Annotated in this window: 25 protein-coding genes; 21 read left to right on the forward strand and 4 right to left on the reverse strand. The window is 64.9% G+C overall.

All coding sequences use genetic code 11. The annotated features are described in order from the left end of the window. On the reverse strand, nt 1–1,187 hold a 1,187-nt coding region (locus AC6LKD_RS06990; protein WP_498115646.1), incomplete at its 3' end, for a MexX/AxyX family multidrug efflux RND transporter periplasmic adaptor subunit. 225 nt (nt 1,188–1,412) lie between these two features. Between AC6LKD_RS06990 and axyZ the strand changes: the two genes are divergently transcribed. The 7 genes from axyZ (at nt 1,413) to AC6LKD_RS07025 (ending at nt 9,376) form a co-directional block, all read left to right on the forward strand. Beyond that, nucleotides 1,413–2,051 (forward strand): multidrug efflux transcriptional repressor AxyZ, encoded by a 639-nt coding sequence (gene axyZ, locus AC6LKD_RS06995; protein ID WP_013392131.1) that lies wholly within the window; start codon nt 1,413–1,415, stop codon nt 2,049–2,051. An 86-nt stretch (nt 2,052–2,137) separates the two neighbouring features. Next, entirely contained in the window at nt 2,138–3,034 is an 897-nt protein-coding gene (locus AC6LKD_RS07000; protein WP_013392132.1) for a LysR family transcriptional regulator, read from the forward strand. Nucleotides 3,035–3,246: 212 nt separating this feature from the next. Then, nucleotides 3,247–4,749 (forward strand): ABC transporter substrate-binding protein, encoded by a 1,503-nt coding sequence (locus AC6LKD_RS07005; RefSeq protein ID WP_013392133.1) that lies wholly within the window; start codon nt 3,247–3,249, stop codon nt 4,747–4,749. A 185-nt stretch (nt 4,750–4,934) separates the two neighbouring features. Then, nucleotides 4,935–6,734 carry a gamma-glutamyltransferase family protein gene (locus AC6LKD_RS07010; protein WP_498115647.1) on the forward strand — a complete coding sequence of 600 codons (1,800 nt, stop codon included), beginning with the start codon at nt 4,935–4,937 and terminating at the stop codon, nt 6,732–6,734. Between the two features lie 80 nt (nt 6,735–6,814). After that, the gene (locus AC6LKD_RS07015; RefSeq protein WP_498115648.1) at nt 6,815–7,789 is read left to right on the forward strand and encodes a diacylglycerol/lipid kinase family protein; all 975 of its coding nucleotides are present in this window, start codon (nt 6,815–6,817) and stop codon (nt 7,787–7,789) included. Beyond that, on the forward strand, nt 7,786–8,571 hold the full coding sequence (locus AC6LKD_RS07020; RefSeq protein ID WP_498115649.1) for a metallophosphoesterase family protein: 786 nt from the start codon (nt 7,786–7,788) through the stop codon (nt 8,569–8,571). Before AC6LKD_RS07015 ends, AC6LKD_RS07020 begins: the two co-directional genes overlap by 4 nt. Before the next feature lie 37 nt (nt 8,572–8,608). Beyond that, nucleotides 8,609–9,376, forward strand: a complete 768-nt coding sequence (locus AC6LKD_RS07025) for a phosphatase PAP2 family protein (RefSeq protein ID WP_013392137.1) — start codon at nt 8,609–8,611, stop codon at nt 9,374–9,376. Here AC6LKD_RS07025 and AC6LKD_RS07030 read toward each other — a convergent pair. The 3 genes from AC6LKD_RS07030 to AC6LKD_RS07040 are packed head-to-tail and all read right to left on the reverse strand — an operon-like array spanning nt 9,347 to nt 10,835. Continuing rightward, nucleotides 9,347–9,784, reverse strand: a complete 438-nt coding sequence (locus tag AC6LKD_RS07030) for an NAD(P)-binding domain-containing protein (protein WP_013392138.1) — start codon at nt 9,782–9,784, stop codon at nt 9,347–9,349. The two genes, AC6LKD_RS07025 and AC6LKD_RS07030, sit on opposite strands and share 30 nt — an antisense overlap. Further along, nucleotides 9,781–10,224 carry a PaaI family thioesterase gene (locus AC6LKD_RS07035; protein ID WP_013392139.1) on the reverse strand — a complete coding sequence of 148 codons (444 nt, stop codon included), beginning with the start codon at nt 10,222–10,224 and terminating at the stop codon, nt 9,781–9,783. Before AC6LKD_RS07035 ends, AC6LKD_RS07030 begins: the two co-directional genes overlap by 4 nt. After that, on the reverse strand, nt 10,221–10,835 hold the full coding sequence (locus AC6LKD_RS07040) for a TetR/AcrR family transcriptional regulator (RefSeq protein WP_498115650.1): 615 nt from the start codon (nt 10,833–10,835) through the stop codon (nt 10,221–10,223). The genes AC6LKD_RS07035 and AC6LKD_RS07040 overlap by 4 nt, the downstream gene beginning before the upstream one ends. Before the next feature lie 479 nt (nt 10,836–11,314). On the opposite strand from AC6LKD_RS07040, the gene AC6LKD_RS07045 reads away from it, so the two are divergent. The 14 genes from AC6LKD_RS07045 (at nt 11,315) to AC6LKD_RS07110 (ending at nt 25,910) form a co-directional block, all read left to right on the forward strand. Further along, a complete protein-coding gene (locus AC6LKD_RS07045) occupies nt 11,315–12,424 on the forward strand; it encodes a porin (RefSeq protein ID WP_498115651.1) in 1,110 nt (369 codons plus the stop codon). Nucleotides 12,425–12,715: 291 nt separating this feature from the next. Then, complete coding sequence (locus AC6LKD_RS07050; RefSeq protein WP_006217959.1) at nt 12,716–13,075, forward strand: NADH-quinone oxidoreductase subunit A; 360 nt, start codon at nt 12,716–12,718, stop codon at nt 13,073–13,075. A gap of 39 nt (nt 13,076–13,114) precedes the next feature. Beyond that, entirely contained in the window at nt 13,115–13,591 is a 477-nt protein-coding gene (locus tag AC6LKD_RS07055; protein WP_006217960.1) for a NuoB/complex I 20 kDa subunit family protein, read from the forward strand. A 76-nt stretch (nt 13,592–13,667) separates the two neighbouring features. Continuing rightward, nucleotides 13,668–14,294: an NADH-quinone oxidoreductase subunit C gene (locus AC6LKD_RS07060; protein WP_013392143.1), complete on the forward strand. Its 627-nt coding sequence runs from the start codon at nt 13,668–13,670 to the stop codon at nt 14,292–14,294. A 3-nt stretch (nt 14,295–14,297) separates the two neighbouring features. Further along, nucleotides 14,298–15,554, forward strand: a complete 1,257-nt coding sequence (locus tag AC6LKD_RS07065) for an NADH-quinone oxidoreductase subunit D (RefSeq protein ID WP_013392144.1) — start codon at nt 14,298–14,300, stop codon at nt 15,552–15,554. Nucleotides 15,555–15,601: 47 nt separating this feature from the next. Beyond that, a complete protein-coding gene (gene nuoE / locus AC6LKD_RS07070; protein WP_013392145.1) occupies nt 15,602–16,096 on the forward strand; it encodes an NADH-quinone oxidoreductase subunit NuoE in 495 nt (164 codons plus the stop codon). Further along, nucleotides 16,093–17,460, forward strand: a complete 1,368-nt coding sequence (gene nuoF, locus AC6LKD_RS07075; protein WP_013392146.1) for an NADH-quinone oxidoreductase subunit NuoF — start codon at nt 16,093–16,095, stop codon at nt 17,458–17,460. Before nuoE ends, nuoF begins: the two co-directional genes overlap by 4 nt. A 15-nt stretch (nt 17,461–17,475) precedes the next feature. Beyond that, a complete protein-coding gene (gene nuoG, locus AC6LKD_RS07080; RefSeq protein WP_498115652.1) occupies nt 17,476–19,803 on the forward strand; it encodes an NADH-quinone oxidoreductase subunit NuoG in 2,328 nt (775 codons plus the stop codon). After that, nucleotides 19,803–20,876 carry an NADH-quinone oxidoreductase subunit NuoH gene (nuoH, locus tag AC6LKD_RS07085; RefSeq protein ID WP_424243566.1) on the forward strand — a complete coding sequence of 358 codons (1,074 nt, stop codon included), beginning with the start codon at nt 19,803–19,805 and terminating at the stop codon, nt 20,874–20,876. The genes nuoG and nuoH overlap by 1 nt, the downstream gene beginning before the upstream one ends. 21 nt (nt 20,877–20,897) lie before the next feature. Further along, on the forward strand, nt 20,898–21,386 hold the full coding sequence (gene nuoI, locus AC6LKD_RS07090) for an NADH-quinone oxidoreductase subunit NuoI (RefSeq protein WP_008161196.1): 489 nt from the start codon (nt 20,898–20,900) through the stop codon (nt 21,384–21,386). Between the two features lie 17 nt (nt 21,387–21,403). Beyond that, nucleotides 21,404–22,054 (forward strand): NADH-quinone oxidoreductase subunit J, encoded by a 651-nt coding sequence (locus AC6LKD_RS07095; RefSeq protein WP_013392149.1) that lies wholly within the window; start codon nt 21,404–21,406, stop codon nt 22,052–22,054. Next, a complete protein-coding gene (gene nuoK / locus AC6LKD_RS07100; RefSeq protein ID WP_006217969.1) occupies nt 22,051–22,359 on the forward strand; it encodes an NADH-quinone oxidoreductase subunit NuoK in 309 nt (102 codons plus the stop codon). Before AC6LKD_RS07095 ends, nuoK begins: the two co-directional genes overlap by 4 nt. Before the next feature lie 18 nt (nt 22,360–22,377). After that, entirely contained in the window at nt 22,378–24,411 is a 2,034-nt protein-coding gene (gene nuoL / locus AC6LKD_RS07105; protein ID WP_013392150.1) for an NADH-quinone oxidoreductase subunit L, read from the forward strand. Next, a complete protein-coding gene (locus AC6LKD_RS07110) occupies nt 24,408–25,910 on the forward strand; it encodes an NADH-quinone oxidoreductase subunit M (protein ID WP_013392151.1) in 1,503 nt (500 codons plus the stop codon). Before nuoL ends, AC6LKD_RS07110 begins: the two co-directional genes overlap by 4 nt. Nucleotide 25,911: the final 1 nt, after the last annotated feature.

A 25,911-nucleotide genomic window follows, 5' to 3' on the forward strand; every position in this document is an offset into this window, starting at 1 on the left:
GTCCTTGCCTGGACGCCCGCCTCCGGGTTGCCGGCGGTGGGGGCCTGCGCGCTCGGCGCGGCCCGCTCCACCGGTTTGATTTTCTGGCCCGCCGCCAATTGGGCGGCGTTCTCGACGACGATGCGCTCGCCGCCCGCAAGTCCCTGCGTGACGATCCAGTACGGGCCTTGCAGCCGCTGCGCGGTGACGGCGATCTTCTTCAGCTCGCCGTCCGGGCCCGCAGCCAGCACGTGCGCGCCTTCGGCGTTGCGCAGCAGGGCGTTGCGCGGCACCAGGTAGGTGTCGCGGTTGATCGCCTGCTCCAGCCGCACGCGCACATACATGCCCGGCAGCAGGTCGCGGCCCGGATTCTCGAACAGCGCCCGCATGGTGACGTTGTCCGTGCCCGGATCCACCGCCAGGTCGGCGAACGACAGCGTGCCGCCGCGCCCGTACTCGGAACCGTCGGGCAGCAGCAGCCGCACCTGCACCTGGTCCGGCGCCACGCCTTCCAGGGCTCCGGCGCGGATCTGCTTCTGCAACTGCATCACCTCGGCGGCGGGCTGGGCGAAGTTCACATAGATCGGATCGATCTGCTGTACCACGGTCAGCGGCGTGGCCTGGCCTTCGCCCACCAGTGCGCCTTCGGTGACCAGGGCGCGCCGCGCCCGGCCGTCGATGGGCGAGGTGACCCGCGCGTAGTCCAGCTTCAGCTTGGCGCTTTGCAGGTTGGCGCGGGCCAGGGCGACCTCGGCCCGGGCCTGGCGTTCTTGCGCCACGCTTTCGGCGTGGTCGCGTTCGCTGATGGCGCGGTCCGACACCAGGTCGGCGTAACGGCGCAGCTTGTCGGCGGCGGCGGACAGGTTCGCCCGCGCGCGCGCCAGGTTCGCGGCTTCGGAATCGTAGGCGGCCTGCAAGGGCGCGGGATCGATCTGGAACAGCGCGGCGCCGCGCGCCACGTCCTGGCCTTCCTCGTACAGGCGCGCGGTAACGATGCCGGCCACGCGCGCGCGCACCTCGGCCTCGCGGTAGGGCTCCAGCCGGCCCGGCAATTCGGTGGCGACGCTGGTGGGCGTGGCCGCCGCGACGATGACGCCGACTTCGGCGGGCGCCTCGGCGGCTGTTTGGGCTTCCGGCTTCGAGCAACCGGTAATAAGAATTACTACGGAAAAAAAGGCGAGCGTGCGTAGAGAGACTCTTTGCTTCATTTTTAAAGTTGTCTGATGGGGCCGCAGAGGGCTGGGGTGGGGAAAGGCGCCGACTTTCCCGCGTGGGGAAGCGAGTCTATCATTTAATCCGTCACGCTTGATTAATTATTTTGTTCGGAAGTATGCTCCCCGCTACACACTTATTCACAGTGTGTGGAGAGGGCGGCTTCCGGTGTGGAAGCCGCCGTTTTTTTGCCATCGTTTTTTTAAGTAGGAGGTCCCCGCATGGCCCGCAAGACGAAAGAAGAGTCCCAACGCACCCGCGACCGCATCCTGGACGCCGCGGAGCACGTGTTCCTGTCCAAAGGGGTGGCCGCCACCACCATGAGCGATATTGCGGACTATGCGGGCGTGTCCCGGGGCGCCGTCTACGGCCATTACAAGAACAAGATCGACGTCTGCATCGCCATGTGCGACCGCGCGCTGGGCGAGGCCGCGCCGCTGACCCAGGTGTCGACCGAGGGCGAGGCGCTGGAATCGCTCTACTCCTCCATGCGGCAGTACATCCAGATCTACGCGCAGGAAGGTTCGGTGCAGCGGGTGCTGGAGATCCTGTACCTGAAATGCGAACGCAGCGACGAGAACGCACCCTTGCTGCGCCGCCGCGACCTGTGGGAGCGCCATGCCTTGCGCACCTCGGAGAAACTGCTGCGCGCCGCCGTCAAGCGCGAAGACCTGCCGCGCGCGCTGGACGTGCGCCTGTCCAACCTCTATCTGCACGCCCTGGTCGACGGGGTGTTTGACAGCATCTGCTGGTCCGATCGCCTCAAGGGCGATATCTGGCCGCGCGTCGAGCGCATGCTCCGCGCCGCTATCGATACCCTCCGGTTTTCCGCGCACCTGCTGACGCCGAAAGCCGCCTGATTCAGCCGGGACCACATGCCGGGCGCCTCAGGACCGCGCGCCCCTGAGCCGCGCGCGGCTGAGCCGGGCGCGCCTACAATCCCGGCATGACCCTCAAGCAACTCGAAGCCTTCTACTGGGCCGCCACCTGCGCAAGTTTCGCCGTGGCGGCCGAGCGCCTGCACCTGTCGGTGTCGTCGCTGTCCAAGCGCATCACCGAGCTCGAGGAAGGCCTGGGCCTATCCCTCTTCGACCGCAGTGGCCACAAGGCGGTGCTGACCGACGCCGGCCAGCGCCTGCTGCCGCAGGCGCGCGACCTGCTGGCCTCGGCCGAACAGATCCGGGCGTCGCTGGCGCAAAGCGCGGGCCTCAGCGGCCGTTGCCGCTTCGGCGTGGGCGAGTTGACCGCGCTGACCTGGTTGCCGCGGCTGATCAGGGGCGTGCGCGCCGCCTATCCGGACCTGGTGCTGGAACCCTATGTGGATATCGGCCAGGTGCTGGAGCAGCGCGTGGCCGACGGTGAATTGGACTTCGCCGTGATCGCCGGCCGTTCCTCGCGGCCCAATATCGCTTCCAGTTCCATAGGCCAGGCGGACTTCTCCTGGGCCGCCGCGCCTGCCGTGCTGGAGGGCGCCACGCGCATGACGCCCGCGCTGCTGGAACGCCTGCCGCTGGTCACGTTGCCGGCGGGGGCCGGCACCACGCGCATCATCGACGACTGGCTGGCGGGCCGCGAGGCCGGCGGAGAACGTCTCTGCTGCAACAACTGGGGGGCGGTGGTCGGCCTGCTCATAGAAGGCACCGGCGTGGGCCTCTTGCCCAGCCATTGGGCCAGCGCGCTGCAGGCCGAAGGCAGTCTGCGCGTGCTGGAAGGGGATAGGCCCCTGGCGGCCTTGCCCTACGCCTTCCAGCATCGCCGCGACGATACCCGGCCGCTGGTCGCCAAGCTGCGCGCCGAGGTCCAGGCCGCCGTGGATTTCGCGGCGCCTTGCCGCATTCCCTGAAAGCGCGTCCGCAAGGCGGCCGCCCGGCGGGCATTTAGGCTTACGACAGCCGCCGCTCTATACAATCGCCGCGCGCCTGGCGCAGAATCCAACAAGAACGTGCGCAGCGGGGGATGGACCCGGCGATGCAGCACGGCTCGGGTCTGTTCCCTCATGCCAGGCGGCGCGTCCGCGCGGGGAACCAGGCCGACCTGAACCGACGGAGATCTTTCATGCGTAAACTTTGCCTCGCCATGGCCATGGCGGGAATGCTGGCCAGCGGATTGGCGCAAGCCCAGTCCACCCTGCGTATCGGCCTGCAGGACGACCCCGATGTGCTGGACCCGGTGCGCGCGCGTACCTTCGTGGGCCGCATCGTCTTCGCTTCCCTGTGCGACAAGCTGGTCGAGATCACCCCGGACCTGAAGATCGTGCCGCAGCTGGCGCAATCCTGGACCATCAGCCCGGACCACAAGGTGCTGACCTTCAAACTGCGCACGGATGCCGTGTTCCATGACGGTACGCCGGTGGACGCCGCGGCCGTCAAGGCCAATCTGGACCGCGCCCGCACCTTGCCCGACAGCAACCGCAAGAGCGAACTGGCCACGGTCGCCAGCGTCGAGGCCCCGGACGCCAGCACCGTGGTGCTGAACCTGTCCGAACCCGACGCCTCGCTGCTGTCGCAACTGTCCGATCGTGCCGGGATGATGATGTCGCCCGCCAGCTTCGACAAGGACCCCGGCGGCAAGCCGGTATGCTCTGGGCCTTACCAGTTCAAGGAGCGCGTGCAGAACGACCGCATCGTGCTCGAGAAATTTCCCAAGTACTGGGATGCGGCCAACTATCACTTCGACCGCCTGGTCTACACCCCGATCCCCGACAACACCGTGCGCCTGAACAACCTGCGCGCGGGCGACCTGGACATCATCGAGCGCGTGGCGCCCAGCGATGCCAAGGCCGTGAAGGACGACAAGAACCTGACCCTGGCGCCGGTGACCGGCCTGGGCTTCCAGGCCATTTCGGTGAACCTGGCCAATGGCGCGCGCGCCAACAACCCGCTGGCCAAGGACAAGCGCGTGCGCCAGGCCTTGGATCTTGCGATCGACCGCGACGTGCTCAACCAGGTGATCGGCGAAGGCATGTTCCAGCCCGCCTATCAGCCGTTCCCGCCGGCCAGCTTCGCCTACAACACCGCCTTCGAGCACAAGGGCCGCGATCCCAAGAAAGCGCAGGCCCTGCTGAAGGAGGCGGGCTATGACCGCGTCAAATTCGAGATCACCTTCGGCAACAACACCACCATGCAGCAGGTGTTCGAGCTGGTGCAGGCCATGGGCGCCGAAGCGGGCTTCGACATCACCCTGCGTCCGGTGGAGTTCGCCTCCCTGCAATCCTCGCTTGCGCGCGGCGACTTCGAAGTAGGGCAGAGCGGCTGGTCGGGCCGGGTCGATCCCAGCGGCAACATCCATCAGTACCTGAGCTGCAAGGGCAACCTGAACGACGGCAAGTTCTGCGACGCCGGCGTCGACAAGCTGCTCAACGACGCTCGCGCCGAATCCGACACCGCCAAGCGCCGCGCCATGTATGACCAGGTGCTGGCGACCATGCAGGACCAGCGTCCCATCGTCTACCTGTTCTACCTGCCGTGGACCTTTGGCGTGCAGAAGAAGTTGGAAGGCTTCGTGCCTTACCCCGACGGCCTGATCCGTCTGAAGGGCGTCACTTTGGCCAAGAAGTAAGCTCCCCCCTACCCGCTGGCGCGGGTCCCCCAGGGGGCGGCGCTGGCGGACCGGCGGAGCCGGATCCGCGGCGCCCCGGCTGGCGGCGTCCGCGGGCCTCTCCAGCGTGCCTATTCTTTTGATCGCCAGGCGCCCGCCGTACAGGAATTGTTCCGCGTTTCAGCGGCAGCCCTATAGGAATCATCATGTTTACGACTCGCCCGGAAATCCTTGGCACCTTCGGTGTCGTGACCTCCACCCATTGGCTGGCCAGCGCGGCCGGCATGTCGCTGTTGGAGCGCGGCGGCAACGCTTTCGACGCCTGCGTCGCCTCGGCCTTCGTGCTGCAAGTGGTCGAACCCCATCTGGTCGGCCCCGCCGGCGAAGTGCCCGCGGTGTTCTACTCCGCGCGCACCGGCCGCGTCGAGGTGCTGTGCGGCCAGGGCACCACGCCCGCGGCCGCCACGCTCGAACGCTACCGCGCCGAAGGCCTCAAGCTCATCCCCGGCAACGGCTTGCTGGCTACCGTCATCCCGGGCGCCTTCGACGCCTGGATGCTGCTGCTGCGCGACCACGGCAGCATGCGCGTGCGCGACGTGCTGGAGCACGCCATCTATTACGCGGAGCACGGCCACGCGTTGATGCCGCGCATCTCCAACACCATCGCCGGCCTCAAGGATTTCTTCCAGACGCATTGGCCGACCACCGCCGAACTCTATGTGCCAGGCGGCAAGGTACCCGAGGCCCGCAAGCTGTTCCGCAATCCGGCGCTGGCTCGCACCTGGACCCGCGTGGTGCAGCAGGCCGAAAGCGCCGGCGCGGATCGCGAGCGCCAGATCGAGGCGGCGCGCGACGCCTTCTACCGTGGCTTCATTGCGGAGGAAATCGACAAGTTTGCGCGCAACACCGATGTCATGGACGAGAGCGGTTCCACCCACCGGGGTGTTATCACCGCCGACGACCTGGCGGGCTGGTCGGCTAGTTATGACAAGCCGGTCACCTACGACTACCACGGCTACACAGTGGCCAAGGCCGGTTCCTGGAGCCAGGGTCCTGTCTTCCTGCAGACCCTTGCCCTGCTCAAGGACATGGACCTGGCCGGCGTCAGCCCGACCAGCGCCGAATTCGTGCACCGCGTGACCGAGGCCATGAAGCTGGCCTTTGCCGACCGCGAGGCCTATTACGGCGATCCGGCTTTCGTCGACGTGCCACTGGAACACCTGCTGTCCGACGGCTACAACGCCGAGCGCCGCGCGCTGATCGGCGAGTCGGCCTCGCAGGAGCTGCTGCCCGGCCAGGTGCCCGGTTTCGAGGCGCAGGTGAAGCGCGTCATGGACACGCTGGAACGCCTGTCCAAGGTCTCCGCGCCCGGCAGCGCCACCAACGAGCCCACGCTGGCCGACATGCGCGCCTCCGCCAAGCGCGGCGATACCACCCACGTGGACGTTATCGACCGTTGGGGCAACATGATCTCGGCCACGCCTTCGGGCGGCTGGTTCCAGTCCTCGCCAGTGATCCCGGAACTGGGCTTCGGGCTCAACACGCGCGCGCAGATGTTCTGGCTGGAGGAAGGACTGCCCGGCACGCTGGCGCCCGGCAAGCGTCCGCGCACCACGCTGACGCCTTCGCTGGCGCTGCGCGACGGCAAGCCCTATCTGGCCTTCGGCACCCCCGGCGGAGACCAGCAGGAGCAATGGCAATTGCTGTTCTTCCTGCGCCACGTGCATCACGGCCTGAACCTGCAGGAAGCGATCGACCTGCCCATGTCCCACACCATGCACTTCCCTACGTCCTTCTATCCGCGGGACCGCAAGCCGGGACATCTGGCGGTGGAGGCGAGCTTCGGCGCCGAGGTCATCGCGGCGCTGCGCCAGCGCGGGCACCAGATTGAGGAAGTGCCCGAGTGGTCGGTGGGCAGGTTGACCGCGGCTTCGCGCGATGCCGACGGCCTGCTGCATGCAGCGGCCACGCCGCGGCTGATGCAGGCCTACGCCATCGGCCGTTGAACGGCAGCGGCGCGCGCGCCTGGCGCCGCCCGCCGCCAGCCTTGTTGCGGCGTTTTGCCGGCATGGGGTATGTTTGTCGCATGACGCCTCCCCAGCAGAACCCGGCAGCCGCCGCTCATTCCCTGACGGGACAAGAACCCCTTTTCATCGTCCTCAACACCGGATCGGGACGCGGCGACGCGCAGATCCTGCAGGACACGATCCGCCGCATACTCGACGAGACCGGGCGCCGCTACGAACTGATGCCCGTGCAGGATCCGTCGCACCTGACCAATACGGCCGAGGCCGCGGTCAGGCGTGCACAGGAGCAGCAAGGCGTGGTCATCGCGGCGGGCGGCGACGGCACGCTCAACGCGGTCGCAGGCGTCGTGCTGGGCAAAGGGGTGCCGTTCGGCATCCTGCCCCAGGGCACATTCAACTACTTTGGACGCAGCTACGGCATCTCGCAGGACACGGAAGTGGCCTTGCGCGGTTTCCTGCAAGGCCAGCCCAGGCCGGTGCAGGTCGGCATGCTCAACGGCCGGCTGTTCCTGGTCAACGCCAGCCTGGGCCTGTATCCGCAACTGCTCGAGGACCGCGAAGCCTACAAACAGAAGTACGGCCGCAGCCGCTGGGTGGCGCTGTGGTCGGGCCTGGTCACGCTGCTGCGCGCGCCGCGCCAGCTGAGCCTGCTGCTGGATCATGGCGGACAGGCCCGTAACCTGCGCTCGCCCACGCTGGTGGTGGGCAACAACAAGCTCCAGCTGGAGCACATCGGCATCGAGTCCGCGGAACTGGACCAGAACCGCCTGATCGCCATGGCGGCGCGGCCCGTCGGCACCCTGGCGCTCTACGGCCTGCTGCTGCGCGGCCTGTTCAGCCGGCTGGGGGAAGCCGAGCATGTGGTCAGCTTCGCCTTCGACCGCCTGACGGTGGTCGTGCGCGGACGCCGGCGCGTCAAGGTGGCGATGGACGGCGAAATTTCCTGGATGGATACGCCGCTGGAATTCAAAGTGGCCGACGAACGGCTGCCGCTGGTGGTGCCGGCGGACTCGCAATACCTGGACCGTTCATGACCCGTATCCTGCATTTTTCCGACACCCATTTCGGCACGGAACGCAAACCCGTGGTCGAAGCCGCGCTGGACCTGGCGTGCACCCTCGCGCCCGACCTGGTGGTGCTCAGCGGCGACATCACGCAACGCGCGCGGCGCGGCCAGTTCGCTGCCGCCCGCAAGTTCATCGAACGCCTGTCGCTGCCGGTGCTGACCGTGCCGGGCAATCACGACATTCCGCTGTTCAACGTGTTTGCGCGCGCGCTGAATCCCTACGGCAACTACAAGCGGGCCTTGGGCCCCGTGCTGGAACCCGTGTTCGAGAACGCCGGCCTGCTTGCCATCGGCGTCAACACGACGCGCCCGCGCCGCCGCAAGGACGGCGAGATATCCGGCTCGCAGATCGCCCGGGTCGCCGAGCGGCTGCGCCAGGCCAAGCCGGGGCAGCTGCGCATCGTGGTCGCGCACCACCCCGTGCGCGCCAAGGTGGAGTCGGATCTCTCCAACCTCCTGATCGGGCGCGAGCGCGCGCTTGAAGCCTGGGCGCAGGCGGGCGTCGACCTGGTCCTGGGCGGGCATATCCACCTGCCTTATGTGCTGCCGCTGGATCCCGCGTCAGCTTCCGGCGGCTGGGTCGTGCAGGCCGGAACCACCTGTTCGCGCCGTGTGCGCGGCAATGTGCCCAATTCGGTCAATGTCATCACTAGCGACGGGCGGGGCGATTGCCAGATCGAACGTTGGGACTACGCCGCCGGGGCGCATGCGTTCGCACCGGTAGACAAGACCCTGGTCGCGTTGTATTGAAGGGAAGCGGAAATTTCATCGTGACGGGCGCCTATTCATGACGGATGCGTATGCGGCGTGGGCCGCGGCCCATGCCTTGCAGCTATTCATCGTATTGCCATTGCTGGCCGGCGGCGCGGCGCTCCTGTTTGCGCGCTGCGGTCTGAGCTTGCGTGGCCGCCGTCGCGCCGTTTTCTTTACGACGGGCGCCTGCGCCGCGCTGGCGGTCTTCCTGGTCCTGGCTTTCGCGATAGAAAGCGAGGGGGCGGTGGTGGCCTTTGACAGGGCCCTGGCCAGTTCCCTGAGCATGTCCATGTCCACGCCGCTGCTGTGGCTGCTGTCCTGGTTCACCTATCTGGGCGACCGGAAATTCCTGACCGGGATCAGCGTGCTGATGACGCTGTTCCTGCTGTGGCGCGGGGATTGGCGGCTGGCGCTGGTCTGCGCCGTTGCCACCGGTGTGGGTGGCGCGCTCAACTGGCTGCTCAAGCATGCCTTCCAACGGGTGCGGCCGGAGCACGATCATGGCTACGCCAGCGTGGCGGGGTGGAGCTTTCCCAGCGGCCATTCCTCGGCCGCGATGGCCGTCTACGGCATGGCCTGCTATCTGTTGTGGCGTCTGGCGCCGCCTGCCTGGCGCCTGCCCGGCATCGCGCTGCTGGCGGCGTTGATCATGGCGATCGGACTCAGCCGCATCCTGCTGCAGGTCCATTTCGCCAGCGACGTGCTGGCGGGCTTCGCGGTCAGCCTGGCCTGGCTGGCGCTGTGCGTGGCGGCGGCGCAGCGCCTGCGGCCGTCATCCGCCCAGGGCCAGGGCATTCAGTAGGCGCGCCTCCGCGCCTGGGGCGTCCGCCGTCGCGCGCAGGGGCGCGCAGGTGTAGCGGCCGCCCGCCGCGACGATGGCCTGATCCAGGCTGTGCGCACGCTCGGCGCACGGCGGTTCCAGGTCCACGATCAGCTTGCCCGCTACTGGCGCCGTTACGTTGCCGTCGCTGAAGCGCTCCAGCGTGCGGTCGATCTCGCGCTCGCGCGGCAGGGCCAGCACGATGGTGTCGGATTCCTCCAGGGCCTCGCGCGCCGAGGTCGCCAGCGTGGCGCTGCCGCGGAAGTCCTCGCAACGCCCGGGCTCGATGTCGTAGAGGGTCAGCGCGATGTCCGGGTCGGCCGCCAGGAGGCGCTGCGCGGCCAGCGTGCCGGTCTTGCCCATGCCGACGATGCTGACGCGCATGCTCATGGCTTGGGCACGGACCACGTGCTCACGATATGGGCGAGAGGCTCGTCCGAGCCTTCGCCGGTCAGGATGACTTCGCCGGCCGACAGCCGGCCGACTTTCAGCAGCCGGGCGTCCGCATAGATGGCGCCCGCCGGGCTCTTGCGCAGGAAATTGATCGTCAGGCTGGCCGTCACCGCGTGCGCCTGACCGGTGGCGCCCACCACCGCGGCGTACATGGTCAGGTCGGCCAGGCCCATCAGCATCGGCCCGGCAACGATGCCGCCCAGCCGCTGGTGGGCGTCGCGCGCCGGCAGCACCGCGCGCGCCGTGCCGCGGCCGATGCGCAGCACGTCTATGCCCAGCAGCAGCGAAAAGGGGTGCTGGTCGGCCAGCAGGATGTGGAAGTCGGCCAGGCTGATCAGCGGGGCGTCGGCCGGGGTGTCCAGGTCGGTTGCGGTCATCGTTGCTCCAGGGCGAGGCAGTAGTTGTCCAGCAGCGCTTGCGCGCGCTGGCCCAGGGATTTCAGGCGGCGGGTGTGCAGCAGCAGCAACAGTCCCATCAGATAAGTGAAGAGATTCATCTGTTCGACCGCGACCACGGCAGGCTCCCAGGATTTGGTCCGGGCCAGCGCGACGCCCAGCAGATCTATGCATTGGCGTAGGCGGGTGTTCAGCCGTTCGTCCATTTCCCGGCCCAGCCCGCGCGGCCCCAATCCCTGGAACAGGTACATGCCCAGGGAAAAATCGGTCCGCCGTTCGGCGTAGTAGCCGAAGAAGGCGTGGATGGCATCGCGCGCGGCGGCGGGGCCGGGGCCGGAGGAGGCCGCCTCGGCCAAGTGCGCGTGCAGGCGTTCCAGCGATTCCTCCAGCAGCGCGCCATAAATGGTTTCCTTGCCGGCGAACCAGGGATAGATAGCCCCGGTGGTGCAGCCAGCCTCCTTGGCGATCGCACGGATCGTGGTCTTCTCCAGGCCGTCGCGTTCGAACACACGCTGCGCGGCGTCGAGAACCAATTGGCGGCGCAGCGCATTCAGTCGCTCGGAACGGTCGGCGCGGGAGGAGGGCGTAGGCATAGGGTCGGCGAAGGAATCGACGATCTGATCATATCGACGATTTTTCTAAATAACAATGTTATTGATAGTGGACGATGGAGCGCGTTTCTGCTGCATGGATCGTTATGGGGAATGCGGAGTTCCGGCGCCGTGTCCAAGGCCGGTGCCCGGCCCAAACGGCGCCGGAAAGAGGCATGTATTGGGTGACGGAGATGGTATCCGGGGTGCCCCAATAATTAGGGGCAGGGCTGAAAGTCGCATGAATAGGTGCTCGGCTTTAAAACCGAGGGTAAGCCCTAGTGCGACCGGCCAGGCTGCGCTGAGTTGTTGCAATATCCCAACAAGGCTGTCGTAAACCTGCACTTTTCTGGCGCCGACCATAGCCAGCCCCCCTGATTTTTGATGCAATAGCGTCAACTTCCCTTCGCGGAGTTAGGGGGGCGGCAGGCTGGTTTGCTGGATTGCTGCTCTTGTCACTCAAATCAACGGAGATTTCTTAAATGAAAAAGACTCTGCTCGCTGCCGCCCTGCTCGCCGGTTTTGCCGGTGTCGCCCAGGCAGAAACGTCTGTCACCCTGTACGGTATCATCGACACGGGTATCGGCTACAACAAGATCAGCGGTGGTCCCGATGCCATGAACGGCAGCCGTTTCGGCATGATCAACGGCGTCCAGAACGGTTCGCGCTGGGGTCTGCGTGGTTCGGAAGACCTGGGTGACGGCCTGCGCGCTGTTTTCCAACTGGAATCGGGCTTTGATTCGGGTAACGGCAAGTCGGCCCAAGGTGGCCGCCTGTTCGGTCGTCAAGCCACCATCGGTCTGGCCAGCGACAGCTGGGGCCAACTGGACTTCGGTCGTCAAACCAACATCGCGTCGAAGTACTTCGGCTCGATCGATCCGTTCGGCGCTGGCTTCGGTCAAGCCAACATCGGCGTTTCGATGAGCGCTGCCAACACGCAACGCTACGACAACATGGTCATGTATCAGACCCCGTCGTTCAGCGGCTTCCAGTTCGGCATCGGCTACTCGTTCAACGCCGACGACAACAACGCGGATCAAACCGGCTGGCGCACGGCTGACAACACCCGCGCCATCACGACCGGTCTGCGTTACGTGAACGGCCCCCTGAACGTGGCCCTGACGTACGACCAGCTGAACGCTTCGAACAAGTCGGTGTTTGCTGACCAAGACGCGACCCCGCGTATGTACGCCATCGGCGGTTCGTACGACTTCGAAGTCGTGAAGCTGGCCTTGGCCTACGCTCGCACGACCGACGGCTGGTTCGCTGGCCAAGGCGTGAACACCGGTTCGGGCTCCCTGAGCATCGGCACCAACATCTTTGCTGACGGCTTCAAGGCCAACTCGTACATGGTCGGCCTGTCCGCCCCGATCGGCGGCGCAAGCAAGCTGTTCGGTTCGTGGCAAATGGTTGACCCCAGCAACGACCGTATCAACGGTGCTGAGACGATGAACGTCTTCTCGCTGGGCTACACCTACGACCTGTCCAAGCGCACCAACCTGTACGCTTACGGTTCGTACGCCAAGAACTACGCCTTCATGGAAGACGTCAAGTCGACCGCCGTCGGCGTCGGTATCCGTCACCGCTTCTAATCCAAAGCAGGGCGCAAGTCCTGCCTGGATTTAAAGTGCGCGAACGGGCTTCGGCCCGTTCGTATGAAACCACCCTTCGGGGTGGTTTTTTTCGTTTATGCGCCTGTGTTTTTGCGTGTGTTTGTGCGTGCATCGGCAGGCTGCTGTATGCTTGCGCACCGGTGCTGAAAACAGCCATTGTTCCATTTGAGGAATGCTGTCTTTCACCTGCTGTTCGAGCTACAGAGTTCAGCCAGAAGTAACCGCGCGAATGCTACAATCCTAAGGTTTGCGCATTTGACGGACGCCTGAATGAACCTGCAACAGTATTTTCCCGTCCTGCTGTTTATCGTAGTGGCCACCCTTATCGGGTTCGCGCTTCTAACGGCCGGCTCCCTCCTTGGTCCGCGGCGTCCCTACGCCGAGAAGCTCTCGCCGTACGAATGCGGTTTTGAGGCCTTCGAAGACGCCCGCATGAAGTTTGACGTGCGCTACTACCTCGTGGCGATCCTGTTCATTCTTTTCGACCTGGAAATCGCGTTCCTGTTCCCGTGGGCCATTGCCCAGGGCACGGTCGGCCTCGTCGGTTTCTGGACGGTCATGGTATTCCTGGCCGTGCTGACGGTCGGCTTCATCTACGAATGGAAAAAGGGCGCGCTGGACTGGGAATAACCCGCCGGGTTTTTCCACAGCACGCTATCAGAGACGAATATGGCTATAGACGGCATTCTCAAGCAAGGGTTCATCACAACCAGCGCGGACAAGTTCCTTAATTGGGCGAAGACCGGCTCCATGTGGCCCATGACCTTCGGTCTGGCCTGTTGCGCGGTTGAAATGATGCACGCGGGCGCGGCCCGCTACGACCTGGACCAATTCGGCATCATCTTCCGGCCCAGCCCGCGCCAGTCCGATCTGATGATCGTGGCCGGCACGCTGTGCAACAAGATGGCGCCGGCGCTGCGCAAGGTCTATGACCAGATGCCCGAGCCGCGTTGGGTGGTTTCCATGGGCTCCTGTGCCAACGGCGGCGGTTACTACCACTACTCGTATTCGGTGGTCCGCGGCTGCGATCGCATCGTACCGGTAGACGTCTACGTGCCAGGCTGCCCGCCCACGGCCGAGGCGCTGGTCTACGGCTTGCTGCAAATGCAGAACAAGATCCGTCTGACCAACACGATTGCGCGCTGAGCTTCGCCGCGCCAGGCAGCAGTCCGCTGCAGCCGGCCCCTCGAAACCAGCGTATCGGTTCACCTAAGCGTACAAGATGATGACCAGGCTCGAAACCCTGAAAAACAATTTGCAGACCACCCTCGGCGCGGATATCGCCCTGACCGAGGCGTTGGGCGAGCTGACGCTCGAAGTGCCCGCGCAGCAGTGGTTCTCCGTCTGCAACAAGCTGCGCACCGAAGCCGGCCTGCGCTTCGAAACCTGTATCGACCTGTGCGGCGTCGACTACCTGACCTGGGGCAACGGCACGCGCCAGATGCCCGAGGAAACCGCCGCCAAGATCCACCGCGCGCGCTTCGCCGTGGTGGTGCACCTGGTCTCGATCGAGCACAACTGGCGCCTGCGCGTGCGCACCTGGGCCGAGGATGACGAGTTCCCGATGGTCGCGTCGTTGATGGAATGCTGGCCGACCGTGGGCTGGTTCGAGCGCGAAGCCTTCGACCTGTATGGCATCGTCTTCGAAGGCCATCCGGACCTGCGCCGCATCCTCACTGATTACGGCTTCATCGGCCATCCCTTCCGCAAGGACTTCCCGCTGTCCGGCACCGTCGAAATGCGTTACGACCCGGAACAACGGCGCGTCATTTACCAGCCGGTCACGATCGATCCGCGCGAGATCACGCCGCGCGTGGTCCGCGAAGACTCCTACGGCTTGGGGCGTTAAATCATGGCAGAAATCAAGAACTACACGCTCAACTTCGGCCCCCAGCACCCGGCCGCGCACGGTGTGCTGCGCCTGGTGCTCGAGCTCGACGGCGAAGTGATCCAGCGCGCCGACCCGCACATCGGCCTGCTGCACCGCGCCACCGAAAAACTGGCCGAACACAAGACCTACATCCAGGCGCTGCCCTACATGGACCGCCTGGACTACGTGTCCATGATGTGCAACGAGCACGCCTACGTCATGGCCATCGAAAAGCTGCTGGGCGTGGAAGCCCCGCTGCGCGCGCAGTACATCCGCGTGATGTTCGACGAGATCACCCGTCTGCTGAACCACCTGATGTCGCTGGGTTCGCACGCGCTGGACGTGGGCGCCATGGCGGTGTTCCTGTATGCCTTCCGTGAACGCGAAGACCTGATGGACTGCTACGAAGCAGTCTCGGGCGCGCGCATGCACGCGGCCTACTACCGTCCGGGCGGCGTCTACCGCGACCTGCCGGATTCGATGCCGCAATACGGCGACACCAGCAAGTACCGCGGCGACAAGGAAATGCGCGTCATGAACGACGCGCGTTCGGGTTCGCTGCTGGATTTCATCGAAGACTTCACCAACCGCTTCCCGGGTTGCGTCGACGAGTACGAAACGCTGCTGACCGACAACCGCATCTGGAAGCAGCGTCTGGTCGGCATCGGCGTGGTCGACCCGGAACGCGCCAAGGCGCTGGGCTTCACCGGCCCGATGCTGCGCGGTTCGGGCGTGGCCTGGGACCTGCGCAAGATGCAGCCCTACGAAGTCTACGATCTGCTCGATTTCGACATCCCCGTGGGTGTCAACGGCGACTGCTATGACCGCTATCTGGTCCGTATCGCCGAAATGCGTGAAAGCAACCGCATCATCCGCCAGTGCGTGGAGTGGCTGCGCAACAACCCGGGCCCGGTCATGATCGAGAACCACAAGATCGCCCCGCCCAAGCGCACCGCCATGAAGACCAACATGGAAGAGCTGATCCATCACTTCAAGCTCTTCACTGAAGGTTTCCACGTGCCTCCCGGTGAAGCGTACGCCTCGGTGGAACACCCCAAGGGCGAATTCGGCATCTACGCGGTGTCGGACGGCGCCAACAAGCCTTACCGCCTGAAGATTCGGGCCCCCGGCTTTGTCCACCTGCAAGCGCTGGATGAAATGTCGCGCGGTCACATGATCGCCGACGCCGTCACCATCATTGGCACGCAGGACATCGTTTTCGGCGAAATCGATCGCTGATCCGCCCAGACAGTCACGAGCACGCCCGCATAACCCGGATTCAAACTATGCTGCTTTCCGAACAGGCCTACCAGAAAATCGACCGAGAACTCGCGAAGTTCCCGGCCGACCAGCGGCAGTCCGCCATCATGGCCTCGCTTGCCATCGCGCAAGAAGAGAAGGGCTGGTTGGCTACCGAAATCATTGAAGATGTGGCCAACTACATTGGCGTTCCGCCCATCGCGGTCCAGGAAGTCGCCACCTTCTACAACATGTTCGACGTCAAGCCCGTCGGCAAGAACAAGATCGCTGTCTGCACCAACTTGCCCTGTGCCTTGCGCGACGGCGAACGCGCCGGCGACTACCTCAAGCGCAAGCTGGGCGTCGATTACCGCGGCACCACTCCCGACGGCCAGTTCACGCTGGTGGAAGGCGAGTGCATGGGCGCCTGCGGCGACTCGCCCGTGCTGATCGTGAACAACAAGCATATGTGCGTGCGCATGACCGAAGAGAAGCTGGACGCGCTGGTCGCGGCCCTCAAGGTGCAAGGAGAGTCGGCATGAACGCGCCCGACCTGTACAAGCAGTTCGCGCAGGGGCTGGACCCCAATCCGCTGAACGACGTTTCCAATTCGATGTGCCTGCACGGCCGGCACATCCAGCCGCAGATCATGGCGGACGTCGACGGCGCCAACTGGCGCCTGGCCGACTACGTCAAGCGCGGCGGCTATGAAGCCCTGAAGAAGATCCTGACCACCGGCATGAAGCCGGAAGACGTGATCGCCGAGGTCAAGGCCTCGGGTCTGCGCGGCCGCGGCGGCGCGGGCTTCCCGACCGGCCTGAAGTGGAGCTTCATGCCGCGCGCCTTCCCCGGCCAGAAGTACCTGGTCTGCAACTCCGACGAAGGCGAGCCCGGCACGTTCAAGGACCGCGACATCCTGCGCTTCAATCCGCACATCGTGATTGAAGGCATGGCGATCGCGGCCTACGCCATGGGCATCAGCGTTGGCTACAACTATATCCACGGCGAAATCTTCGAAGTCTACGAGCGCTTCGAGGAAGCGCTGGAAGAGGCGCGCGCCGCCGGCTTCCTGGGCGACAAGATCCTGGGTTCGGATTACAGCTTCCAGCTGCACGCGTTCCATGGCTATGGCGCCTACATCTGCGGCGAGGAAACCGCGCTGCTGGAATCGCTGGAAGGCAAGAAGGGCCAACCGCGCTTCAAGCCGCCGTTCCCGGCCAGCTTCGGCCTGTACGGCAAGCCCACCACCATCAACAACACCGAAACCTTCGCGGCGGTGCCCTGGATCATCCGCAACAGCGGCCAGGCCTACCTCGAAGTCGGCAAGCCGAACAACGGCGGCACCAAGCTATTCTCGATCACCGGCGACGTCGAGCGTCCCGGCAATTACGAGATCCCGCTGGGCACCCCGTTCTCGACCCTGCTGGAGCTGGCGGGCGGCATGCGCGGCGGCAAGAAACTGAAGGCCGTGATCCCTGGCGGATCTAGCGCCCCGGTGCTGCCGGCCGACGTCATCATGGAATGCACGATGGACTATGACTCCATCGCCAAGGCCGGCTCGATGCTGGGCTCGGGCGCCGTGATCGTCATGGACGAAACGCGCTGCATGGTGAAGTCGCTGTTGCGCCTGTCGTACTTCTATTTCGAGGAAAGCTGCGGCCAGTGCACGCCGTGCCGCGAAGGCACCGGCTGGCTCTACCGCATGGTGCATCGCATCGAAAACGGTCACGGCCGTCCGGAAGATCTGGACTTGCTGGACAACGTGGCGGGCAACATCATGGGCCGCACCATCTGCGCCCTGGGTGACGCCGCCGCCATGCCCGTCCGTGGCTTTCTCAAGCATTTTCGCGACGAATTCGCGCACCACATCGAGCATAAGTCTTGTGTGGTCCCGCAATATCTGTAGGTCTCAGGAACAGCAATGGTTGAACTAACCGTCGACGGCAACAAGGTCGAAGTGCCCGAAGGCAGCATGGTCATGCATGCCGCCCAGAAAGTCGGGCTTTACGTGCCGCATTTCTGCTACCACAAGAAACTGTCCATCGCGGCCAACTGCCGCATGTGCCTGGTTGAAGTGGAAAAAGCGCCCAAGGCGCTGCCCGCCTGCGCCACGCCCGTGACCAACGGCATGGTCGTCCACACCTGCTCCGAGAAGGCTCGCGCCGCTCAGAAGTCGGTGATGGAATTCTTGCTCATCAATCACCCGCTCGACTGCCCGATCTGCGATCAGGGCGGCGAATGCCAGCTGCAGGACCTGGCCGTGGGCTACGGCGGCTCTTCCTCGCGTTACCAGGAAGAAAAGCGCGTGGTCTTCCACAAGGACCTGGGTCCGCTGGTTTCCGCCGAGGAAATGAGCCGCTGCATCCACTGCACCCGCTGTGTGCGCTTCGGCCAGGAAATCGCCGGCGTCATGGAACTGGGCATGCTGGGCCGTGGCGAACACTCCGAGATCACGACCTTCGTCGGCCGCTCGATCGAGTCCGAACTGTCGGGCAACATGATCGACATCTGTCCGGTGGGCGCGCTGACCTCCAAGCCCTTCCGTTACAGCGCGCGCACCTGGGAACTGGCTCGCCGCCGTTCGGTCAGCCCGCACGACAGCCTGGGCGCCAACCTGGTGGTCCAGGTCAAGGGCGACCGCGTCATGCGCGTGGTTCCCTTCGAAGACGAAGCCGTCAACGAATGCTGGATCAGCGACCGCGACCGTTTCTCGTACGAAGGTCTGAACAGCGAAGACCGCCTGTCGGCCCCGATGATCAAGGGCACCGACGGCAAGTGGCAGGAAGCTTCCTGGAGCGACGCGCTTGCCGCCGTGGCCCAGGGTCTGTCCCGCGTGCGCGACAGCTTCGGCGCCGGCCAGATCGGCGCCCTGGCGTCCGAATACGCCACCACCGAGGAATACGCGCTGCTGGGCCGCCTGGTCCGTTCGCTGGGTTCCGAGAACATCGACTTCCGCCTGCGCCAGACGGATGCGGCCTTTGACGCCGCCCTGACCGGCGCGCCGTGGCTGGGCATGCCGATCGCCGAACTCGACAACCTGGACCGCGTCCTGGTGGTCGGTTCGTTCCTGCGCAAGGATCATCCGCTGATGGCGCAGCGTCTGCGTCAGGCCGCCAAGCGCGGCACCCAGATCCTGATGGTCGACAGCGCCGCTGACGATCCCCTGATGCCCATCGCTGCCCGCATTACCGTGGCGCCGTCCGAGCTGGCGCGCGCGCTGGCCGAAGTGGCTGTCGCCTTGGCCCAGGCCAAGGAACAGGCCGTGCCGGCCGAGTTCGCCTCGGTTACGCCTGGCGAAAACGCCAAGCTCATCGCCGCCAGCCTGGCTTCCGGCGCCAACACCGCCGTGCTGATGGGCAACCTGGCCGTGGCCAGCGCCCAGGCTTCGACTCTGGCCGCCAACGGCCGCGCCGTGGCACAACTGGCCGGCGGCAAGTTCGGCTTCCTGACCTCCGGCGGCAATACCGTCGGCGGTTACCTGGCTGGCGCCATTCCGGGCAAGGGCGGCAAGAATGCCGCCGCCATGCTGGCCGAGCCACTGAAGGCCTACGTGGTCCTGCACGCCGAACCGCTGCTGGACGCCGACAACGGCCAGCAAGCCATCGCCGCGCTGCGCGGCGCGCAGTTCGCGGTGGCCTTGACGCCTTACCGTTCGGCAGCCGCTGAATGGGCCGACGTCATGCTGCCGGTGTCGCCGTTCACTGAAACCTCGGGCACCTACGTCAACGCGCAAGGCCTGGCCCAGAGCTTCAAGGGTACGGTCACGCCGTTCGGCCAGACCCGTCCGGGCTGGAAGGTCCTGCGCGTGCTGGGCAACGTCCTGCACCTGGCCGGCTTCGACGACGAAACTTCCGAGTCCGTGCGCGACGCCGCGCTGGCGGGCGGCATCGAAGGCCGCCTGTCCAACGAGATCAAGGCCCCGCTGGGCCTGGGCCAGGCCGCCACCGGCCTGGAACGCGTCGCCGACGTGCCGATCTACCGCACCGACGCCATGGTCCGCCGTTCGGAGCCGCTGCAAGCGGCCCCGGCCTCGAAGAAGCCGGCTGCCGCCATGAACGGCCGCACGCTCACCAGCCTGGGCCTGACGGCCGGGGTCAAGGTGCGCGTTTCGGGCGCGCAGGGCGCCGTCGAACTCGAAACCGTGCAGGACGATGCCGTGGCCGACCGTGCCGTGCGCATCTCCGCAGCCTTTGAAAACACCGCAGCCCTGGGTGGCGCATTCGGTCAAATCAGCGTGGAGCGTGCCTGATGGAATGGCTTAATGTTCTTGAGAGCCAGGGTACGGCATTGCTGGGCCCGACGGTCTGGCTGGTCCTCTGGACCCTCATCAAGATTGTGGTCATCGCCGTGCCCATCATTCTGTGCGTGGCTTACCTGACCTACTGGGAACGCAAGATGATCGGCGCCATGCACGTGCGCATGGGTCCGAACCGCGTCGGCTTCAAGGGGCTGCTGCAGCCGTTCGCCGACGTGTTCAAGCTGCTGACCAAGGAAGTGGTGGTTCCGTCGCAGGCCAACAAGGTGCTGTTCATCGTGGCCCCCGTGGTCACGCTGATGCCCGCCCTGGCCGCCTGGGCGGTGGTGCCGTTCGGCCCCGACGTGGTCCTGGCCAACGTCAACGCCGGTCTGCTGTACATCATGGCCATCACGTCCATCGGCGTGTACGGCGTGATCGTGGCGGGTTGGGCGTCCAACTCCAAGTACGCCTTCCTGGGCGCGCTGCGCGCTTCGGCGCAGATGTTGTCGTATGAACTGGCCATCGGCTTCGTGCTGGTGACGGTGCTGCTGGTGTCGGGCAGCCTGAACATGTCCGAGATCGTGCATGTGCAGAACCGCGGCTGGTTTGCCGACAAGGGCCTGACGTTCATGTCGTGGAACTGGCTGCCGCTGTTGCCGCTGTTCGTGATCTACGTGATCTCGGCCGTGGCGGAAACCAACCGCCACCCGTTCGACGTGGTCGAAGGCGAATCCGAAATCGTGGCCGGCCACATGGTCGAATACTCGGGCATGGCGTTCGCGCTGTTCTTCCTGGGCGAATACGCCAACATGATCCTGCTGTCCTGCATGGCCTCGATCATGTTCCTGGGCGGCTGGGCTTCGCCGATCGACATCGCGCCGCTGACCTGGATTCCGGGTTGGCTCTGGCTGGGTCTCAAGACGTTTTTCGTGGTCTCGTTGTTCGTGTGGTTCCGTGCGTCGTTCCCGCGCTACCGCTATGACCAGATCATGCGCTTGGGTTGGAAAATCTTCATCCCGCTGACCGGCGTTTGGCTGGTCGTGGTGGCGATCTGGATGCAGACGCCCTGGAACATTTGGCGCTAAGCCGCCAGGCAGAGGCAGGATATGGAAGCGATCAAGGATTTCTTCGGCAGCCTGATGCTGACCGAGTTGCTCAAGGGCATGCGCCTGACGGGCAAGTATTTCTTCAAGCGCAAGGTCACCTTGCGCTACCCCCAGGAAAAGACGCCTGCGTCGCCGCGTTTCCGCGGCCTGCACGCGCTGCGCCGCTACCCCAACGGGGAAGAGCGCTGCATCGCGTGCAAGCTGTGTGAAGCCGTGTGCCCCGCGCTGGCGATCACGATCGAGTCGGACCAGCGCGATGACGGCACCCGCCGCACCACGCGCTACGACATCGACCTGACCAAGTGCATTTTCTGCGGCTTCTGTGAGGAAAGCTGCCCCGTGGACTCCATCGTGGAAACGCATATCCACGAATACCACGGCGAAAAGCGCGGCGACCTGTATTTCACCAAAGACATGCTGCTCGCCGTGGGCGACCGCTATGAAGCCGATATCGCCCGCCGCCGGGCCGAAGACGCTCCCTACCGTTGAAGCCCAGGACCTGATCCATGACTTTTACTACTGTCCTGTTCTACATACTGGCCGCCGTGCTGGTGATCGCGGCGTTCCGCGTGATCACCGCGCGCAGCCCGGTCACCGCCGTCCTGCACCTGATCCTGGCGTTCTCCAACGCGGCCATGCTGTGGATGCTGCTGGGCGCCGAGTTCCTCGCGCTGCTGCTGGTGCTGGTGTACGTGGGCGCCGTGATGGTGCTCTTCCTCTTCGTCGTGATGATGCTGGACATCCGCATGGATGCCCTGCGCCAAGGCATGAAGACCTACCTGCCGCTGGGCCTGATCATCGGCCTGGTGATGGTGCTGGAAATGGCCTTCGTGCTGGGTTCGACCTGGTACGGCGCGGGCCCGCAAGCCCCGGTTGCCGGCGACTACAACAACGCCCGCGCGCTGGGCGAAGCCATGTACACGCAGTACGTCTACGCCATTGAAGTGGGCGCCGCGCTGCTGCTGGTGGGCATGGTCGCCGCCATCGCGCTGACCCTGCGCCGCCGCCGCGACGTGAAGTACAACGACCCGGTGGCCGCCGTCCGCGTGCGTGCGAAGGACCGTTTCCGTCTGGTGAGCATGCCCGCCCAGAGCGAGCGCGCCCAGGCGCACAACGGCACCCCGACCGCCGCCGCGCCCCAAGGAGAACAAAAATGACGCTGACGCTGGCCCACTACCTGATCCTCGGGGCGATCCTGTTCGCCATCGGGATCTTCGGCATCTTCCTGAACCGCCGCAACCTGATCATTCTCCTGATGTCCATCGAGCTGGTGCTCCTGGCCGTCAACATGAACTTCGTGGCGTTCTCCAGCTGGTTCGGCGACACCGCCGGCCAGGTGTTCGTGTTCTTCATCCTGACCGTGGCCGCCGCTGAAGCGGCGATCGGCCTGGCCATCCTGGTGCTGCTGTTCCGCAACCTGAACACGATCAACGTTGACGAACTCGATCGCCTGAAGGGCTGAACGGGGTATTGGAAGAAAATGTCTAGCTCACCCAATCTCTACTTGCTCATCGCGCTGGCTCCGCTGGCCGGGGCAATTCTCGCGGGCCTCTTCGGCACCGGGTTCCTGGGCCGTCCCATCGGCCGCCGTGCGTCGCACATGATCACCATCCTGGGCGTGCTCATCTCCACCATCGGTTCGGTGGTGGTGCTGAACGACGTGCTCAACGGCCTGCGCTTTGACGGCGCGGTCTACACCTGGAGCCTGATCGGCCAGACCAAGCTGGAAATCGGCTTCCTGATCGATCCGCTGTCGGCCATGATGATGGTCGTGGTGACTTCGGTGTCGCTGATGGTGCACATCTACACCATCGGCTACATGGCGGATGATCCCGGCTACCAGCGCTTCTTCTCCTACATCTCGCTGTTCACGTTCTCCATGCTGATGCTGGTGATGTCGAACAACATGGTGCAGCTGTTCTTCGGCTGGGAAGCGGTGGGCCTGGTGTCGTACCTGCTGATCGGCTTCTGGTACACCCGTCCCACGGCGATCTTCGCCAACATGAAGGCGTTCCTGATCAACCGCGTCGGCGACTTCGGCTTCGTGCTGGGCATCGGCCTGCTGTTCGCCTACGCTGGCACCATGCACTACGGCGAAGTCTTCGCCCAGGCCGACAAGCTGGCCACCCTGACGCTGCCCGGTTCCGACTGGATGCTGCTGACGGTCGCCTGCATCTGCCTGTTCATCGGCGCCATGGGCAAATCGGCCCAGGTTCCGCTGCACGCCTGGTTGCCCGACTCGATGGAAGGCCCGACCCCGATCTCCGCGCTGATCCACGCCGCCACCATGGTGACGGCCGGCATCTTCATGGTTGCCCGCTTCTCGCCGCTGTTCGAACTGTCCGACGTGGCGCTGTCCTTCATCATCGTGATCGGCGCCATCGGCGCGCTGTTCCTGGGCATCCTGGGCATCATCCAGAACGACATCAAGCGCGTGGTCGCGTACTCCACGCTGTCGCAGCTGGGCTACATGACGGTCGCGCTGGGCGCGTCGGCCTATTCGGTCGCGATCTTCCACCTGATGACGCACGCGTTCTTCAAGGCGCTGCTGTTCCTGGGCGCGGGCTCCGTCATCATCGGCATGCACCATGACCAGGACATCCGCAACATGGGCGGCCTGCGCAAGTACATGCCCATCACCTGGATTACCTTCCTGCTGGGCACGCTGGCCCTGGTCGGCACGCCGTTCTTCTCGGGCTTCTACTCGAAGGAACACATCATCGAGGCCGCCGGCGCCGCGAACGTCTGGGGCGCGAACTTCGCGTACTACTCGACGCTGATCGGCGTGTTCGTGACCTCGCTGTACTCGTTCCGCGTGTACTTCCTGGTCTTCCACGGCAAGGAACGCTTCGATACCACCGGTCATGGCCACGGCCACGATGATCATCACGCAGCCGACGTCGACCACGAGCCGGACGGCCATGGCCATCATGGCACGCCTCACGAGTCGCCCTGGGTGGTCACGCTGCCGCTGGTGCTGCTGGCGATCCCGTCCGTCATCATCGGCGCCCTGGTGGTCGACCCGATGCTGTTCGGCAAGTTCTTCGACGGCGTCATCAAGGTCCTGCCGCAGCATCCGGCGATGCACGAGCTGCACGAAGAGTGGCACGGTTGGGTGGCCTTCGGCCTGCACGCCTTCCAGACGGTTCCGTTCTGGCTGGTCGTGGCGGGCGCCGTCACCGCCTGGTACTGCTACCTGATCAATCCCAAGGTTCCGGCCAAGATCAAGTCCAGCCTGTCCGGCATCAACAAGGTGCTTGAGAACAAGTACTACGTGGATTGGGTCAACGAGCAGATCATCGCCCGCGGCCTGCGCTGCCTGGGCCGTGGCCTGTGGCAGACCGGCGACCGCGGCATCATCGATGGCCTGTTGATCAACGGCAGCGCCCGTGTGGTGGGCTGGGTGGCAGCGGTCAGCCGTCACCTGCAGTCCGGCTTCATCTATCACTACGCGTTCGCGATGATCATCGGCATCATGGCGCTGGTGACTTTCTTTGTGCTGATTCCCCAATGATGGCAAGCGAGATGGCATCCAACACTTTCCCCTGGCTCACGCTTGCGATCTTTGTCCCGATCGTATTCGGCCTGCTGGTGCTGGCGGTGGGCCGTGACGACCGTCCCGGCCTGACGCGCGGCCTGTCGCTCGTCGGCGCAATCGCCGGTTTCCTCGTCACTATCCCGCTCTACACCGGTTTCGACTCCACCACGGCCAAGATGCAGTTCGTGGAGAAGACCTCCTGGATCGAGGCTTTCAACGTCAACTACCACCTGGGTATCGACGGCATCTCGATGTGGTTCGTGCTGCTGACGGCCTTCATCACCATCATCGTGGTGCTGGCGGGCTGGGAAGTCATAACCAGCCGCGTCGCCCAGTACATGGCCGCCTTCCTGATCCTGTCGGGTCTGATGGTGGGCGTGTTCTGCGCGCTGGACGGCATGCTGTTCTACGTGTTCTTCGAAGCCACGCTGATCCCGATGTACATCATCATCGGCGTCTGGGGCGGCCCGAACCGCGTTTACGCAGCGTTCAAGTTCTTCCTGTACACGCTGATGGGCTCGCTGCTGACGCTGGTCGCCTTCGTGTACCTGTGGAACGTGTCGGGCGGTTCGTTCGACATCCTGACCTGGCAGCAGACCAAGCTGGGCTACACCCCGCAGATCCTGATCTTCGTGGCCTTGCTGGCGGCCTTCGCCGTGAAGGTGCCGATGTGGCCGGTCCACACGTGGTTGCCCGACGCCCACGTCGAAGCCCCCACGGGCGGCTCCATCGTGCTGGCCGCGATCATGCTGAAGCTGGGCGCGTACGGCTTCCTGCGCTTCTCGCTGCCGATCGCTCCTGACGCCTCGCACAGCCTGGCCGGCATGATGATCACGCTGTCGCTGATTGCCGTGATCTACATCGGCCTGGTCGCTATCGTCCAGGACGACATGAAGAAGCTGGTGGCCTATTCGTCGGTGGCCCACATGGGCTTCGTGACGCTGGGCTTCTTTATCTTCAACACGGCCGGCGTCGAAGGCGCCATCGTGCAGATGATTTCGCACGGCTTCGTGTCGGGCGCCATGTTCATGTGTATTGGCGTGCTCTATGACCGCATGCATTCGCGCCGCATCGCCGATTACGGCGGCGTGGTCAACGTCATGCCGCGTTTCGCCACCTTCTTCATCCTGTTCTCGATGGCCAACAGCGGCCTGCCGGCCACCAGCGGTTTCGTCGGCGAGTTCATGGTGATCATGGGCGCGGTCGAGCACAACTTCTGGATCGGCCTGCTGGCGGCTACCGCCCTGATCCTGGGCGCTTCGTATTCGCTGTGGATGGTCAAGCGCGTGGTCCTGGGCGACGTCGCCAACGACCACGTGCGCGAGCTGACCGATATCAACCGCCGCGAGTTTGTGATTCTTGGCGTGATGGCGATCGCCGTGTTGTACATGGGGATCTATCCCAAGCCCTTTACCGACGTGATGCACGTTTCGGTGGAGGCCCTGCTGCAACACGTTGCCGTCTCGAAACTGTAAG

It is taken from the genome of Achromobacter sp. D7-1, assembly GCF_059760445.1.

Bases quoted from the DNA above. Each gene is read 5' to 3' on its own strand.
- axyZ (WP_013392131.1), top strand. From the start codon at position 1,413: ATGGCCCGCAAGACGAAAGAAGAGTCCCAACGCACCCGCGACCGCATC.
- AC6LKD_RS07000 (WP_013392132.1), top strand. From the start codon at position 2,138: ATGACCCTCAAGCAACTCGAAGCCTTCTACTGGGCCGCCACCTGCGCA.
- AC6LKD_RS07005 (WP_013392133.1), top strand. From the start codon at position 3,247: ATGCGTAAACTTTGCCTCGCCATGGCCATGGCGGGAATGCTGGCCAGC.
- AC6LKD_RS07010 (WP_498115647.1), top strand. From the start codon at position 4,935: ATGTTTACGACTCGCCCGGAAATCCTTGGCACCTTCGGTGTCGTGACC.
- AC6LKD_RS07015 (WP_498115648.1), top strand. From the start codon at position 6,815: ATGACGCCTCCCCAGCAGAACCCGGCAGCCGCCGCTCATTCCCTGACG.
- AC6LKD_RS07020 (WP_498115649.1), top strand. From the start codon at position 7,786: ATGACCCGTATCCTGCATTTTTCCGACACCCATTTCGGCACGGAACGC.
- AC6LKD_RS07025 (WP_013392137.1), top strand. From the start codon at position 8,609: ATGACGGATGCGTATGCGGCGTGGGCCGCGGCCCATGCCTTGCAGCTA.
- AC6LKD_RS07030 (WP_013392138.1), bottom strand. From the start codon at position 9,784: ATGAGCATGCGCGTCAGCATCGTCGGCATGGGCAAGACCGGCACGCTG.
- AC6LKD_RS07035 (WP_013392139.1), bottom strand. From the start codon at position 10,224: ATGACCGCAACCGACCTGGACACCCCGGCCGACGCCCCGCTGATCAGC.
- AC6LKD_RS07040 (WP_498115650.1), bottom strand. From the start codon at position 10,835: ATGCCTACGCCCTCCTCCCGCGCCGACCGTTCCGAGCGACTGAATGCG.
- AC6LKD_RS07045 (WP_498115651.1), top strand. From the start codon at position 11,315: ATGAAAAAGACTCTGCTCGCTGCCGCCCTGCTCGCCGGTTTTGCCGGT.
- AC6LKD_RS07050 (WP_006217959.1), top strand. From the start codon at position 12,716: ATGAACCTGCAACAGTATTTTCCCGTCCTGCTGTTTATCGTAGTGGCC.
- AC6LKD_RS07055 (WP_006217960.1), top strand. From the start codon at position 13,115: ATGGCTATAGACGGCATTCTCAAGCAAGGGTTCATCACAACCAGCGCG.
- AC6LKD_RS07060 (WP_013392143.1), top strand. From the start codon at position 13,668: ATGATGACCAGGCTCGAAACCCTGAAAAACAATTTGCAGACCACCCTC.
- AC6LKD_RS07065 (WP_013392144.1), top strand. From the start codon at position 14,298: ATGGCAGAAATCAAGAACTACACGCTCAACTTCGGCCCCCAGCACCCG.
- nuoE (WP_013392145.1), top strand. From the start codon at position 15,602: ATGCTGCTTTCCGAACAGGCCTACCAGAAAATCGACCGAGAACTCGCG.
- nuoF (WP_013392146.1), top strand. From the start codon at position 16,093: ATGAACGCGCCCGACCTGTACAAGCAGTTCGCGCAGGGGCTGGACCCC.
- nuoG (WP_498115652.1), top strand. From the start codon at position 17,476: ATGGTTGAACTAACCGTCGACGGCAACAAGGTCGAAGTGCCCGAAGGC.
- nuoH (WP_424243566.1), top strand. From the start codon at position 19,803: ATGGAATGGCTTAATGTTCTTGAGAGCCAGGGTACGGCATTGCTGGGC.
- nuoI (WP_008161196.1), top strand. From the start codon at position 20,898: ATGGAAGCGATCAAGGATTTCTTCGGCAGCCTGATGCTGACCGAGTTG.
- AC6LKD_RS07095 (WP_013392149.1), top strand. From the start codon at position 21,404: ATGACTTTTACTACTGTCCTGTTCTACATACTGGCCGCCGTGCTGGTG.
- nuoK (WP_006217969.1), top strand. From the start codon at position 22,051: ATGACGCTGACGCTGGCCCACTACCTGATCCTCGGGGCGATCCTGTTC.
- nuoL (WP_013392150.1), top strand. From the start codon at position 22,378: ATGTCTAGCTCACCCAATCTCTACTTGCTCATCGCGCTGGCTCCGCTG.
- AC6LKD_RS07110 (WP_013392151.1), top strand. From the start codon at position 24,408: ATGATGGCAAGCGAGATGGCATCCAACACTTTCCCCTGGCTCACGCTT.